The organism is Pseudomonas sp. E1BtOHC1 (assembly GCF_058744285.1).
On record NZ_CP196023.1, the window covers coordinates 2,677,675 to 2,690,666 of the forward strand.

Below are 12,992 nucleotides of genomic sequence, written 5' to 3' on the forward strand. Positions count from 1 at the left end.
TGCCCGTCGAGGACCCAAGATGGCTGACGAAATTAACTCCCAGGACGACCAGGCGCTGGCCGATGAATGGGCTGCTGCACTGGAAGAAACCGGTGATGCCGGCCAGGCCGATATCGACGCCTTGCTGGCCGCTGACGCAGGCGCCGCATCCGGTTCCGGGCGTTTGCAGATGGAAGAGTTCGGCAGCATGCCCAAGAACCATGAGCCGGTCACGCTCGACGGTCCCAACCTGGACGTGATTCTCGATATCCCGGTATCGATCTCCATGGAAGTGGGTAGCACCGATATCAACATCCGCAACCTGCTGCAGCTCAACCAGGGTTCGGTGATCGAGCTTGACCGCCTGGCCGGCGAGCCGCTGGATGTGTTGGTCAACGGCACCCTGATCGCTCATGGCGAGGTGGTGGTGGTCAACGAGAAGTTCGGTATTCGCCTGACTGACGTGATCAGCCCCAGCGAACGCATCAAGAAGCTGCGCTAAGTGAACAAGCTGCTTGGCGTGGTTGTGCTCGGCTTGCCCCTGGGCGCCCTGGCTGCAGAGTCGGCTGCGACCGCTGCGGTTGCAGCCCCGGCAGTGGGCAGCGTCAGCGGGCAGTTGACCCAGCTGGTACTGGGCCTGCTGCTGGTGATCGGGCTGATCTTCTTCCTCGCCTGGCTGCTGCGCCGAGTGCAGCAGGCCGGTCCCGCCGGCAAAGGGCAGGTGATCGAGCTGATCGGCTCTCGGGCCCTGGGGCCGCGGGATCGTCTGGTGCTGGTGCAAGTGGGCAGCGAGCAGATTTTGCTGGGCCTGACCCCGGGCACTATCACCCCGTTGCATGTACTCAAAGAGCCGGTGCAGGTGCCCAGTGCCGAGCAGGCGACGCCCGAGTTCGCCCAGCGCCTGATGGAGCTGTTGGGCAAGGATCAGAAGGATAAGAAGTAATGCCGTTGCGCATCATCTTGACGTTGGCACTGATGTTGGCGGCGCCGCTGGCGCTGGCGGCCGACCCGTTGTCGATCCCGGCGATCACCCTGGGCACCAACGCCAGCGGTCAGCAGGAATACTCGGTCAGCCTGCAAATCCTGCTGATCATGACTGCGCTGAGTTTCATTCCGGCGTTCGTCATGCTGATGACCAGCTTTACCCGGATCATCATCGTCTTCTCGATCCTGCGTCAGGCCCTGGGCTTGCAGCAGACACCGTCGAACCAGATCCTCACCGGCATGGCGCTGTTCCTGACCATGTTCATCATGGCTCCGGTGTTCGACCGGGTGAACCAGGATGCCTTGCAGCCTTACCTGGCGGAAAAGCTCACGGCTCAGGATGCAGTGGCCAAGGCCCAGGTGCCGATCAAGGACTTCATGCTGGCGCAGACTCGCAGCAGTGACCTGGAGTTGTTCATGCGCCTGTCCAAGCGCACCGACATCGCCAGCCCTGACCAGGCGCCCCTGACCATTCTGGTGCCGGCCTTCGTCACGTCCGAGCTCAAGACGGCCTTCCAGATCGGCTTCATGATCTTTATCCCGTTCCTGATCATCGACCTGGTGGTGGCCAGTGTGCTGATGGCCATGGGCATGATGATGCTTTCGCCGCTGATCATTTCCTTGCCGTTCAAGATCATGCTGTTTGTCCTGGTGGATGGCTGGGCCCTGATCATCGGTACCTTGGCGGGCAGTTTCGGTGGTGTTTAAAACCTTGTTAGCGGGTGCTCGACAATGACTCCAGAAGTCGCGGTAGACCTGTTTCGCGAAGCCCTCTGGCTGACCACCATGATGGTGGCGGTGCTGGTGGTGCCCAGCCTGCTGGTGGGGTTGATGGTGGCCATGTTCCAGGCGGCCACCCAGATCAACGAACAGACCCTGAGCTTCCTGCCGCGCCTGCTGGTGATGCTGGTGACCCTGATTGTTGCCGGTCCCTGGCTGGTGCAAACCTTTATGGAATACATCCGTCAGTTGTACGGCAGTATTCCTCAGCTGATCGGCTGAGCCGATGTCCCTGTTGGCGCTGACCGACACTCAGATCAGTACCTGGGTGGCGAGCTTCATGTTGCCGCTGTTCCGGGTCACCTCGCTGCTGATGGTGATGCCGATTTTTGGTACCACTCTGGTGCCGCGTCGCGTGCGCCTGTATTTCGCCCTGGCGATTACCGTGGTCATAGTCCCGGGCCTGCCACCCATGCCTGAAGTGCATGCCCTGGATCTCAGTGGCCTGCTGCTGATTGCCGAGCAGATTCTGATCGGTGCGGTGCTGGGGTTTTCCCTGCAGTTGTTCTTCCAGTCCTTTGTGGTCGCCGGGCAGATCGTGGCGATCCAGATGGGCATGGGCTTCGCTTCCATGGTCGACCCCACCAACGGTGTCTCGGTGGCGGTGATCGGGCAGTTTTTCACCATGCTGGTGACCCTGCTGTTCCTGGCCATGAATGGCCATCTGGTGGTTTTTGAGGTCCTTACCGAAAGCTTCACCACCCTGCCGGTGGGCGGCGGCCTGATGGTCAACCACTACTGGGAGTTGGCGGGCAAGCTGGGTTGGGTCCTGGGGGCGGCGTTGCTCCTGGTGCTGCCGGCGATCACCGCCTTGCTGGTGGTCAACATCGCCTTTGGCGTGATGACCCGAGCCGCCCCGCAGTTGAACATCTTCTCCATCGGCTTTCCCCTGACCCTGGTGCTCGGCATGGGCATTGTCTGGATCAGCCTGGCCGACATTCTCAACCAGTATCAACCGCTGGCCTCCGAGGCCTTGCAGTTCTTACGCGAACTGGCAAAGGCGCGCTGAGCCATGGCAGAAAGCGAGAGCGGTCAGGACAAGACAGAAGACCCCACGGAGAAGCGCAAGAAGGACTCCCGGGAGAAGGGTGAAATCGCCCGTTCCAAGGAGCTCAATACCCTGGCCATCATGCTGGCGGGGGCGGGCGGTCTGCTGGTTTATGGGGGCGGTCTGGCTCAGGATCTGCTGGAAATCATGCGCCTGAACTTCTCTTTGCCCCGGGAAGTGCTGCTCAGCCCGGGCGCCATGGGACTGTACCTGCTGCACTCGGGCAAGATCGCCATCCTGGCGGTGCAGCCGGTGCTGTTGACCTTGCTGCTGGCGGCCGTCATCGGGCCGATATCCCTGGGGGGGTGGCTGTTTGCGGGCAAGAGCCTGGCGCCCAAGTTCAGTCGGATGAATCCGGCCAACGGCCTCAAGCGGATGTTTTCGTTCACTGCGTTGATCGAGTTGCTCAAGGCTCTGGCCAAGTTCGGCCTGGTGCTGTTCGTGGCGCTTTCGGTGTTGTCGTCGGACATTGACGACCTGCTGCGGATCGCCCACGAACCGCTTGAGCTGGCGATCATCCACAGTGTCCAGGTGGTGGGTTGGAGCACTTTGTGGATGGCTTGCGGGTTGATTTTGATCGCCGCGGTGGATGTGCCGGTGCAGCTGTACCAGGCCCATAAGAAGCTGTTGATGACCAAGCAGGAGGTGCGTGACGAGCACAAGGACCAGGAAGGTCGGCCTGAGGTCAAGCAGCGGATTCGCCAGACCCAGCGCGAGATGTCCCAGCGGCGGATGATGGCAGCGATCCCCGAGGCCGACGTGGTCATCACCAACCCGACCCACTACGCCGTGGCTCTCAAGTACGACGCCGAGAAGGGTGGGGCGCCGGTGTTGCTGGCCAAGGGCAGTGATTTCTTGGCCCTGAAAATCCGCGAGATTGCCGTGGCCCATGAAGTGATGTTGTTGGAGTCCCCGGCCCTGGCGCGTTCCATCTATTACTCCACTGAGCTTGAGGAAGAGATCCCGGCGGGGCTTTACTTGGCGGTGGCCCAGGTCCTGGCCTATGTCTACCAGATTCGCCAGCACCGTGCAGGCAAGGGCAAGCGCCCGGACCCGCTCAAGGACTTGCCGATTCCTACGGATCTGCAGCGCGACACTGGCGGCAAGCAGTCCTCGGGCGGCCCCATCGATCCTGTCTAGTTCCAGGCATGCAGGCGCTGGCTTGCCAGCGAATGCGCCTTGCTTATGTCAGAAAAATGGCTAATTGCCATTATCTCGCCTTGTAACTCTGTTCCTTGCAGCCGGCCCTGCGACGCTTCGTTTGCCGACGAGGGCGGCCCCGCGATCCTGTTCGCCGGCACGCCGGTTCCTCCTGGTTCAGGGCGCGATTGCGCCGCTGCGGCAAAGTTGGAAGGCTTCTTGCAGTAGCAGCCCCGAGCCGCTTCAGGCGTCAAAAGTTTGCTTTACGGAACGGGGTAAATCGGTGGATCGCTCTCAGTTAATCAACACGGCTCGCAGTAACCTGGTTGACCTCGGTCGAGGCAACCTGGGTGTACCTGTGCTGCTGTTGGTCATGCTGGCCATGATGATGCTGCCAGTGCCGGCGTTCCTGTTGGATGTGTTCTTCACCTTCAACATCGCCCTGTCGATTGTGGTCCTGCTGGTCTGCGTGTACGCCCTGCGACCGCTGGATTTCGCGGTGTTCCCGACCATTCTGCTGGTGGCCACCTTGCTGCGGTTGGCACTCAACGTGGCCTCGACCCGAGTGGTGATGCTCCACGGCCAGGAAGGCCATGCCGCGGCCGGTAAGGTGATCCAGGCCTTCGGTGAGGTGGTGATCGGCGGTAACTATGTCGTGGGTATCGTGGTCTTCGCGATCCTCATGATCATCAACTTCGTGGTGGTGACCAAGGGTGCCGGACGCATCTCCGAGGTGAGCGCGCGCTTCACCCTGGATGCCATGCCCGGCAAACAGATGGCCATCGACGCCGACCTCAACGCCGGCCTGATCGATCAGAATCAGGCCAAGCTGCGTCGTCTGGAGGTGGCCCAGGAAGCCGAGTTCTACGGCTCCATGGACGGTGCCAGCAAGTTCGTTCGCGGCGACGCCATCGCCGGCCTGCTGATCCTCTTCATCAACCTGATCGGCGGTATGGCGGTCGGTATCTTCCAGCACAACATGACCTTTGCCGACGCCGGCAAGGTCTATGCCTTGCTGACCATCGGTGACGGTTTGGTGGCGCAACTGCCATCGCTGCTGCTGTCCACTGCGGCCGCCATCATGGTGACGCGTGCTTCGGGTTCCGAAGAAATGGGCAAGCAGATCAACCGGCAGATGTTCGCCTCGCCCAAGGCGCTGGCGGTGGCCGCGGGCCTGATGGCGGTGATGGGGTTGGTGCCGGGCATGCCGCACTTCTCCTTCCTCAGCCTGGCAGCGGTGGCTGGCGGTGCGGCTTATCTGGTCTGGAGAAAGCAGAATCTGGTCAAGGTCCAGGCTCTGGAAGAGGTCCAGCGTCAGCAGGACCTGCTGCCTTCTCCGGCTCGGGCCATGGAAACCAAGGAGCTGGGTTGGGACGATGTGACCCCGATCGACATGATCGGCCTGGAAGTTGGCTACCGCCTGATTCCCCTGGTGGATCGCAACCAGGGCGGACAGCTGCTGGCGCGGATCAAGGGGGTGCGCAAGAAGCTCTCCCAGGACCTGGGCTTCCTCATGCCCACTGTGCATATCCGTGACAACCTGGACCTGGCCCCCAGTGCCTATCGCCTGACTCTGATGGGTGTGATCCTGGCGGAGGCCGAGATCTATCCGGATCGCGAATTGGCGATCAACCCGGGGCAGGTCTACGGCACCCTCAACGGTATCTCTGCCCGTGACCCGGCCTTCGGCCTGGAGGCGGTGTGGATCGAAATCAGCCAGCGGCCTCAGGCGCAGTCCCTCGGCTACACCGTGGTGGATGCCAGTACCGTGGTCGCCACCCACTTGAACCAGATTCTGTACAAGCACTCCAGCGAGCTGATCGGTCACGAGGAAGTGCAGCAGCTGATGCAGTTGCTGGCCAAGAGTTCGCCGAAGCTGGCGGAGGAGTTGGTGCCGGGTGTGCTGTCGTTGTCGCAGTTGCTCAAGGTTTTGCAGGCGCTGCTGGCCGAACAGGTGCCGGTACGGGATATCCGCAGCATTGCCGAGGCTATCGCCAACAATGCCGCCAAGAGTCAAGATACTGCCGCTTTGGTTGCCGCGGTTCGGGTCGGATTGTCTCGCGCCATCGTCCAAAGCATTGTAGGTACTGAGTCTGAGCTGCCAGTGATCACCTTGGAGCCAAGGTTGGAACAAATTTTGCTCAGCAGTTTGCAGAAGGCAGGACAAGGCCAGGAAGAAGGCGTTCTGCTGGAGCCAAGCATGGCTGAAAAGCTGCAACGTTCGCTGATCGATGCGGCGCAGCGTCAAGAGATGCAAGGTCAACCGGTGATTCTGTTGGTAGCGGGTCCGGTCCGCGCCATGCTCTCGCGGTTCGGGCGTCTCGCCGTTCCCGGGTTGCATGTGCTGGCGTACCAGGAAATTCCCGACAACAAGCAAGTGACCATCGTTGCGACAGTAGGGCCCAACGGCTGAGGTAGTGGGTTATGCAAGTTAAGCGTTTTTTCGCCGCCGATATGCGTCAGGCCATGAAACTGGTTCGTGATGAATTGGGCGCTGAAGCTGCCATTATCGGCAACCGGCGGATTGCCGGGGGTGTCGAGCTGACGGCTGCGCTGGATTACAAGTTGTCGGCGTTGTCGCCACGGGTTCCGAACATGGAACTCGAGGACGAGTTGCGCAAGACCCAGTCGCGGATCGTCACCGCCCAGGCCGAACTGAGCCTGCGGGGCGAGGGCGACAGCGCCTCGATCACCAATCGCCAGTTGTTCGCCGGTCTGCCATTGACTGCCGCCGAGCCGCTGATCGAGCCGACCCTGACCGAGCGTCCGCGCCCGGCGCCGGCTCCTGCTGCTCCGGCGCCCGATAATCGGGCTCTGGACTCCATGCGTTTCGAACTCAACGGTCTGCGCGAGCTGCTGGAAGTGCAACTGGGCTCTCTTGCCTGGAGCCAGTTGCAGGGCAGTCGCCCCGAGCAGGCCAACCTCTGGCGTCGCCTGCAGCGCATCGGCCTCTCCGGCCCGCTGTCTCGCGATCTGCTGGCACTGATCAGCGAAATCGACGAGCCTCGCCAGGCCTGGCGCATGTTGCTGGCACACCTGGCGCGGATGATCCAGACCCCGGAAGTCGAGCCGCTTGAAGAGGGTGGCGTGATCGCCATGGTCGGCCCTGCCGGCATGGGCAAGACCACCACCCTGGCCAAACTGGCAGCGCGCTATGTCCTCAAGTACGGCGCGCAGAACATCGCTCTGGTGAGCATGGACAGCTTCCGTATTGGCGCCCAGGAGCAGCTCAAGACCCTGGGGCGTATCCTCAATGTGTCGGTGACCCATGTCGATCCAGGCCAGTCCCTGGCTCAGGCCCTGGACCCGCTGCTGCGCAAGCGCGTGGTATTGATCGACACCGCCGGCCTGCAAGCCAGCGACCCGGCGTTGCGCATGCAACTGGAAAGCCTGGCCGGTCGTGGGATTCGGGCGAAGAATTACCTGGTACTGGCCACCACCAGCCAGAAGCAGGTGCTGACCGCTGCCTACCACAGCTACAAGCGCTGCGGTCTGGCCGGTTGCATCCTGACTAAACTGGATGAAACAGCCAGTCTTGGCGAGGTCTTGAGCCTGGCCATCAGTCACGAATTGCCGGTGGCCTATCTCACCGATGGTCCACGGATTCCCGACGATTTGCACCTGCCTCGCCGGCACCAGTTGGTGAGTCGCGCTGTCAGCGTGCAGATGCAGGAAGAACCCAGCGAAGAAGCCATGGCCGACATGTTCGCTGACCTCTATCACAGCCCGACCAAGCGGGTCGGCTGAGGTAGACATGAATAGATTGCAGTGTATCTACATCGATGGTCTGCCATGCATTGTTCCAATGGTGAACGCGCAGCCAGTTATGTGGCCCCGTCTAAGTAAGACAAGGTAAAGAAAGAACATGGGCAGCATGCATCCCGTACAGGTGATTGCGGTGACCGGCGGCAAAGGTGGCGTCGGCAAGACTAATGTGTCAGTGAACTTGTCCCTGGCTCTGGCTGAGCTCGGCCGGCGAGTCTTGCTGCTGGACGCCGATCTGGGACTGGCCAACGTCGATGTCCTGTTGGGTCTGACCCCCAAGCGCACCCTGGCGGATGTCATCGAAGGGCGCTGTGAGCTGCGCGACGTGCTGCTCCAGGGGCCTGGCGGCATTCGCATCGTTCCGGCCGCTTCGGGTACCCAAAGCATGGTGCACCTGAGCCCCGCCCAGCACGCCGGTCTGATCCAGGCCTTCAGCGACATCGGCGACAATCTCGATGTACTGGTGATCGACACCGCTGCAGGTATTGGTGACTCGGTAGTCAGTTTCGTCCGCGCGGCCCAGGAAGTGTTGCTGGTGGTCTGTGACGAACCGACCTCCATCACCGACGCCTACGCGCTGATCAAACTGCTCAACCGCGACTATGGCATGAACCGTTTCCGGGTCTTGGCCAACATGGCCCAGAGCCCTCAGGAAGGGCGCAACCTGTTTGCAAAATTGACCAAGGTCACGGATCGCTTCCTGGACGTGGCCTTACAATACGTCGGCGCAGTTCCCTACGACGAAAGCGTACGCAAGGCCGTGCAAAAGCAGCGTGCGGTCTATGAAGCCTTTCCTCGTTCGAAGTGTGCATTGGCGTTCAAGGCCATCGCGCAAAAAGTCGATACCTGGCCGTTGCCAGCGAACCCACGCGGGCATCTGGAGTTTTTTGTCGAGCGGCTAGTGCATCAAACAGCGGGACCGGTGCTATGACTGCCAGCGGCTACAACCTCTACAAGAAGTCGGCACGTGACAGCCAATACGAACTGATCGAGCGCTACGCGCCCCTGGTCAAGCGTATTGCCTATCACCTGCTGGCGCGGTTGCCGGCCAGTGTTCAGGTGGAAGACCTGATTCAGGCCGGGATGATCGGTTTGCTCGAAGTGTCGACCAAATACGACGCGAGCAAGGGGGCGAGTTTCGAAACCTATGCGGGTATTCGTATCCGTGGGGCGATGCTCGACGAGGTTCGCAAAGGCGATTGGGCACCGCGTTCGGTGCACCGTAATACGCGCATGGTCAGTGATGCCATTCGCGCAATTGAAGCTAAAACCGGTCGTGACGCTAAAGATCACGAAGTTGCGGCCGAACTTCAATTGAGTCTCGACGATTATTACGGGATTTTGAACGACACCTTGGGCAGCCGCCTGTTCAGTTTCGACGACCTGTTGCAGGACGGCGAACATGAAGGGCTGCATGAGGATGGCGCCAGTGCTCATCTCGAGCCGTCACGGGACCTGGAGGATGAACGCTTCCAGGCTGCGTTGGCGGATGCGATTGCCAATTTGCCGGAGCGCGAGCGACTGGTGTTGGCGCTGTACTACGACGAAGAGCTGAACCTCAAGGAAATCGGTGAGGTCCTGGGGGTCAGCGAGTCGCGGGTCAGCCAGTTACACAGCCAGTGCGCAGCCCGCTTGCGGGGGCGTTTGGGGGAGTGGCGAGCGCGCTGACAGGCAGTGTGGGGACACTGCGATCAGGACCGGTGAAGCAAGCGCTGCACCGGTCTTGCGGTATGTGCTCCATGCAGTCGTTGTGTGTTATGCCGAATTGATTGAATGGCGCGTTCAGGTGCTGGATGCGTTTAAGACTGCTTGGAGGTCGAATTGGACAAGAACATGAAAATCCTCATCGTTGATGACTTTTCAACGATGCGGCGGATCATAAAAAACCTGTTGCGTGATCTGGGTTTCACCAACACGGTCGAGGCCGACGATGGCACCACTGCCATTCCGGTACTCAACAGCGGGAGCATCGACTTTCTGGTAACAGACTGGAACATGCCGGGCATGACCGGTATCGACCTGCTGCGCCACGTGCGTGCCGATGAAAAACTCAAGCACCTGCCGGTATTGATGGTTACTGCTGAAGCCAAGCGCGAGCAGATCATCGAAGCTGCCCAGGCCGGCGTAAACGGCTATGTCGTCAAACCATTCACGGCTCAGGCGTTGAAAGAGAAGATCGAAAAAATCTTCGAACGCATCGGTTGAGACGCGTAGCCATTCCGCCACGGGGGAGCTATGGAGCATAACGAATCTTCACTGGGCGACTTTGAGTCGACCCTGAAAAAACATGCGCTGGAACTGGTCGAAAGCCTTGAAAAGGGCAGGTTCGGCGAAGCGGTGCAATTGATCCATGAGCTCAATCAGACCCGTGACCGCGGCCTGTATCAGGAAGTGGGCAAGCTCACCCGCGAGCTGCATAGCGCAATCGTCAATTTCCAGATTGACCCGCACATGCCGCAAGCCGAGGAAGTTTCACAGATCACGGATGCCACTGAGCGCCTGTCCTATGTGGTCCGGCTCACGGAAGCCGCAGCCAACCGCACCATGGACCTGGTAGAGAGCAGCACCCCGTTGGTCAACGGCCTGAGCACTGAAGCCCAGGCCTTGAGCGCAGACTGGGGGCGCTTTATGCGGCGTGAGGTCGGCGCTGAAGAGTTTCGCGAACTGGCACGCCGGGTCGACAGTTTCCTGACGCGCAGCGAGCAGGAAACCCGCACCGTATCGGGCCACCTCAACGACATTCTGCTGGCGCAGGATTACCAGGACCTGACCGGTCAGGTGATCAAGCGTGTGACCCAGTTGGTCACGGAAGTCGAAAGCAATCTGCTCAAACTCGTCTTGATGGCCAGCCAGGTCGATCGTTTCGCCGGCATCGAACATGACCGTGAATCGATCCTCGCTGAAAAAGATCCGCAAAAACATCTCGCCAAGGGTGAAGGTCCGCAGATTCATGCCGATAAACGGGAAGACGTTATGTCCGGTCAGGACGATGTAGACGATTTGCTTTCCAGCCTTGGATTCTAGGAGCACCCATTAATGAGCTTCGGCGCCGATGAAGAGATCCTTCAGGATTTCCTGGTTGAGGCCGGCGAGATTCTAGAGCAACTGTCCGAACAACTGGTCGAGCTGGAAAGCCGGCCAGATGATGCGGACTTGCTCAATGCAATTTTTCGCGGTTTTCACACTGTTAAAGGGGGCGCCGGCTTCCTCCAGCTCAATGAGCTGGTGGAGTGCTGCCACATCGCCGAGAACGTCTTCGACATCCTGCGCAAGGGTGAGCGGCGAGTCGACTCGGAACTGATGGACGTGGTGCTTGAGGCTCTGGACGCGGTGAACGGCATGTTCAGCCAGGTCCGTGAGCGCACCGAAATTACTGCCGCGACACCGGAACTGCTGGCCGCCTTGGCGCGCCTGGCCGAACCCGCCGGTGCCGAGGCTCCAGCGCCTGTTGTGGAAGAGATGGCTGAACCCGTTGCCGAGCCTGAGGCCCAGGGCGGGGATATCACCGATAACGAATTCGAATTGCTGCTCGATTCGCTGAATGCCGCCAAGGCCGACGCCGAGGCTGCGCCTGCCGCTGCTCCAGTGGCTGCGGGCGAGCCGGCCAGCGATGAAATCACTGACGCCGAGTTCGAGTCGCTGCTGGACCAACTGCACGGTAAAGGCCAGTTCGCCGCCGATGCGGTGGCCCCGGCTGCGGCCAACGCCACGCCTGGCGCAGCCGCCGGTGGCGACGAAATCACCGACGACGAATTCGAGGCCTTGCTGGACCAATTGCATGGCAAGGGCACCTTTGCCGTGGATGCGCTGGATTCGGCCGTGGCTGCGGCGCCTGCTCCGGCAGTGGCTGCGCCAAGCGCGGCAGCCGCTGGCAGCGACCTGATCACCGATCACGAATTCGAATCGCTGCTGGACGAGTTGCACGGCAAGGGCAAATTCTCCGAAGCCCCGGGTGCGTCGAAGCCGGCCGTGGCGGCGGCAGCTGCACCTGCGACAGCCAGCGCTGCAGTCGCCAAGCCAGTGGCGAAGAAGCCCGAGGCCAAGGCTGAAGCACCGAAGCCGGCCCCGGCTCCTGCTCGCGCGGCGGCTGCGCCGCCAGCGGAAAAGCCTGCCAGCGAAGCAGAAACCACGGTGCGGGTCGATACCGCGCGCCTGGACGAAATCATGAACATGGTGGGCGAGCTGGTTCTGGTGCGTAACCGTCTGGTGCGCCTGGGTCTCAACAGCGGCGACGAAGCCATGTCCAAGGCCGTGTCGAACCTCGACGTGGTGACGGCCGATCTGCAGACCGCGGTGATGAAAACCCGCATGCAGCCGATCAAGAAGGTTTTCGGGCGCTTCCCGCGTCTGGTTCGCGACCTGGCCCGGCAGCTCAAGAAAGAAATCAACCTGGAACTGGTGGGGGAAGAAACCGACCTCGACAAGAACCTGGTAGAGGCCCTGGCCGACCCGCTGGTGCACTTGGTGCGCAACGCGGTGGACCACGGCATCGAATCGCCGGAAGAGCGCGAAGCCTCGGGCAAGTCCCGCGGTGGCAAGGTGGTGCTGGCGGCGGAACAGGAAGGCGATCACATCCTGCTGTCGATTTCCGATGACGGCAAGGGCATGGACCCGAACGTACTGCGGGCCATCGCCGTCAAGCGCGGCGTGATGGACAAGGACGCGGCCGACCGCCTGAGCGACACCGAGTGCTACAACCTGATCTTTGCCCCGGGCTTCTCCACCAAGACCGAGATTTCCGACGTCTCCGGTCGTGGCGTGGGCATGGACGTGGTGAAGACCAAGATTTCCCAGCTCAACGGTTCGATCAATATCTACTCGACCAAGGGCCAGGGCTCGAAGATCGTCATCAAGGTGCCGTTGACCCTGGCGATCATGCCGACCCTGATGGTGATGCTGGGTAACCAGGCGTTCGCTTTCCCGTTGGTCAACGTCAACGAGATTTTCCACCTCGACCTGTCCCGCACCAACGTGGTGGACGGTCAGGAAGTGGTGATCGTGCGTGACAAGGCGTTGCCCCTGTTCTACCTCAAGCGCTGGCTGGTCAGTTCCGCCGCTCATGAAGAGCAGCGTGAAGGCCACGTAGTGATCCTTTCGGTGGGCACCCAGCGGATCGGCTTTGTCGTCGACCAGCTGGTAGGCCAGGAAGAAGTGGTCATCAAGCCCTTGGGCAAAATGCTTCAGGGAACCCCGGGCATGTCCGGCGCCACCATTACCGGTGACGGCCGCATCGCTCTGATTCTCGATGTTCCGAGCATGCTCAAGCGTTACGCCGCACGGCGTATTTGATTCGGCG

13 protein-coding genes are annotated in these 12,992 nt (G+C 60.9%); all 13 read left to right on the forward strand.

The window, feature by feature from the left end:
- Nucleotides 1-19 precede the first annotated feature (19 nt).
- A complete protein-coding gene (fliN, locus tag ACSSVC_RS12270; RefSeq protein WP_346631983.1) occupies nt 20-481 on the forward strand; it encodes a flagellar motor switch protein FliN in 462 nt (153 codons plus the stop codon).
- Complete coding sequence (fliO, locus tag ACSSVC_RS12275; RefSeq protein WP_346631982.1) at nt 482-922, forward strand: flagellar biosynthetic protein FliO; 441 nt, start codon at nt 482-484, stop codon at nt 920-922.
- A complete protein-coding gene (fliP, locus tag ACSSVC_RS12280; RefSeq protein WP_011059987.1) occupies nt 922-1,671 on the forward strand; it encodes a flagellar type III secretion system pore protein FliP in 750 nt (249 codons plus the stop codon). Before fliO ends, fliP begins: the two co-directional genes overlap by 1 nt.
- A 24-nt stretch (nt 1,672-1,695) precedes the next feature.
- Nucleotides 1,696-1,965, forward strand: coding sequence for a flagellar biosynthesis protein FliQ (gene fliQ / locus ACSSVC_RS12285; RefSeq protein WP_011059988.1), 270 nt, complete (start codon nt 1,696-1,698; stop codon nt 1,963-1,965).
- Nucleotides 1,966-1,969: 4 nt separating this feature from the next.
- Complete coding sequence (fliR, locus tag ACSSVC_RS12290) at nt 1,970-2,752, forward strand: flagellar biosynthetic protein FliR (protein ID WP_123723967.1); 783 nt, start codon at nt 1,970-1,972, stop codon at nt 2,750-2,752.
- Between the two features lie 3 nt (nt 2,753-2,755).
- On the forward strand, nt 2,756-3,931 hold the full coding sequence (flhB, locus tag ACSSVC_RS12295) for a flagellar biosynthesis protein FlhB (protein ID WP_346631981.1): 1,176 nt from the start codon (nt 2,756-2,758) through the stop codon (nt 3,929-3,931).
- Nucleotides 3,932-4,214: 283 nt separating this feature from the next.
- A complete protein-coding gene (gene flhA, locus ACSSVC_RS12300) occupies nt 4,215-6,344 on the forward strand; it encodes a flagellar biosynthesis protein FlhA (RefSeq protein WP_346631980.1) in 2,130 nt (709 codons plus the stop codon).
- Between the two features lie 11 nt (nt 6,345-6,355).
- Nucleotides 6,356-7,678 carry a flagellar biosynthesis GTPase FlhF gene (flhF, locus tag ACSSVC_RS12305; RefSeq protein ID WP_346631979.1) on the forward strand — a complete coding sequence of 441 codons (1,323 nt, stop codon included), beginning with the start codon at nt 6,356-6,358 and terminating at the stop codon, nt 7,676-7,678.
- Between the two features lie 118 nt (nt 7,679-7,796).
- Nucleotides 7,797-8,627 (forward strand): flagellar synthesis regulator FleN, encoded by an 831-nt coding sequence (fleN, locus tag ACSSVC_RS12310; RefSeq protein ID WP_016963180.1) that lies wholly within the window; start codon nt 7,797-7,799, stop codon nt 8,625-8,627.
- Nucleotides 8,624-9,364: an RNA polymerase sigma factor FliA gene (gene fliA, locus ACSSVC_RS12315; RefSeq protein WP_011060003.1), complete on the forward strand. Its 741-nt coding sequence runs from the start codon at nt 8,624-8,626 to the stop codon at nt 9,362-9,364. The genes fleN and fliA overlap by 4 nt, the downstream gene beginning before the upstream one ends.
- Nucleotides 9,365-9,529: 165 nt before the next feature.
- Nucleotides 9,530-9,901 carry a chemotaxis response regulator CheY gene (locus tag ACSSVC_RS12320; protein ID WP_003183998.1) on the forward strand — a complete coding sequence of 124 codons (372 nt, stop codon included), beginning with the start codon at nt 9,530-9,532 and terminating at the stop codon, nt 9,899-9,901.
- A 30-nt stretch (nt 9,902-9,931) separates the two neighbouring features.
- On the forward strand, nt 9,932-10,720 hold the full coding sequence (locus ACSSVC_RS12325) for a protein phosphatase CheZ (protein WP_011060004.1): 789 nt from the start codon (nt 9,932-9,934) through the stop codon (nt 10,718-10,720).
- Between the two features lie 12 nt (nt 10,721-10,732).
- Nucleotides 10,733-12,985: a chemotaxis protein CheA gene (locus ACSSVC_RS12330; protein ID WP_492612333.1), complete on the forward strand. Its 2,253-nt coding sequence runs from the start codon at nt 10,733-10,735 to the stop codon at nt 12,983-12,985.
- The last annotated feature ends 7 nt before the right edge of the window (nt 12,986-12,992 follow it).

Excerpts from the sequence above, each read along its gene's own strand:
- fliQ (WP_011059988.1), top strand. The coding sequence starts at position 1,696 with ATGACTCCAGAAGTCGCGGTAGACCTGTTTCGCGAAGCCCTCTGGCTG.
- ACSSVC_RS12320 (WP_003183998.1), top strand. The coding sequence starts at position 9,530 with ATGAAAATCCTCATCGTTGATGACTTTTCAACGATGCGGCGGATCATA.
- fliA (WP_011060003.1), top strand. The coding sequence starts at position 8,624 with ATGACTGCCAGCGGCTACAACCTCTACAAGAAGTCGGCACGTGACAGC.
- fleN (WP_016963180.1), top strand. The coding sequence starts at position 7,797 with ATGGGCAGCATGCATCCCGTACAGGTGATTGCGGTGACCGGCGGCAAA.
- ACSSVC_RS12325 (WP_011060004.1), top strand. The coding sequence starts at position 9,932 with ATGGAGCATAACGAATCTTCACTGGGCGACTTTGAGTCGACCCTGAAA.
- fliN (WP_346631983.1), top strand. The coding sequence starts at position 20 with ATGGCTGACGAAATTAACTCCCAGGACGACCAGGCGCTGGCCGATGAA.
- fliP (WP_011059987.1), top strand. The coding sequence starts at position 922 with ATGCCGTTGCGCATCATCTTGACGTTGGCACTGATGTTGGCGGCGCCG.
- ACSSVC_RS12330 (WP_492612333.1), top strand. The coding sequence starts at position 10,733 with ATGAGCTTCGGCGCCGATGAAGAGATCCTTCAGGATTTCCTGGTTGAG.
- fliR (WP_123723967.1), top strand. The coding sequence starts at position 1,970 with ATGTCCCTGTTGGCGCTGACCGACACTCAGATCAGTACCTGGGTGGCG.
- flhB (WP_346631981.1), top strand. The coding sequence starts at position 2,756 with ATGGCAGAAAGCGAGAGCGGTCAGGACAAGACAGAAGACCCCACGGAG.
- flhF (WP_346631979.1), top strand. The coding sequence starts at position 6,356 with ATGCAAGTTAAGCGTTTTTTCGCCGCCGATATGCGTCAGGCCATGAAA.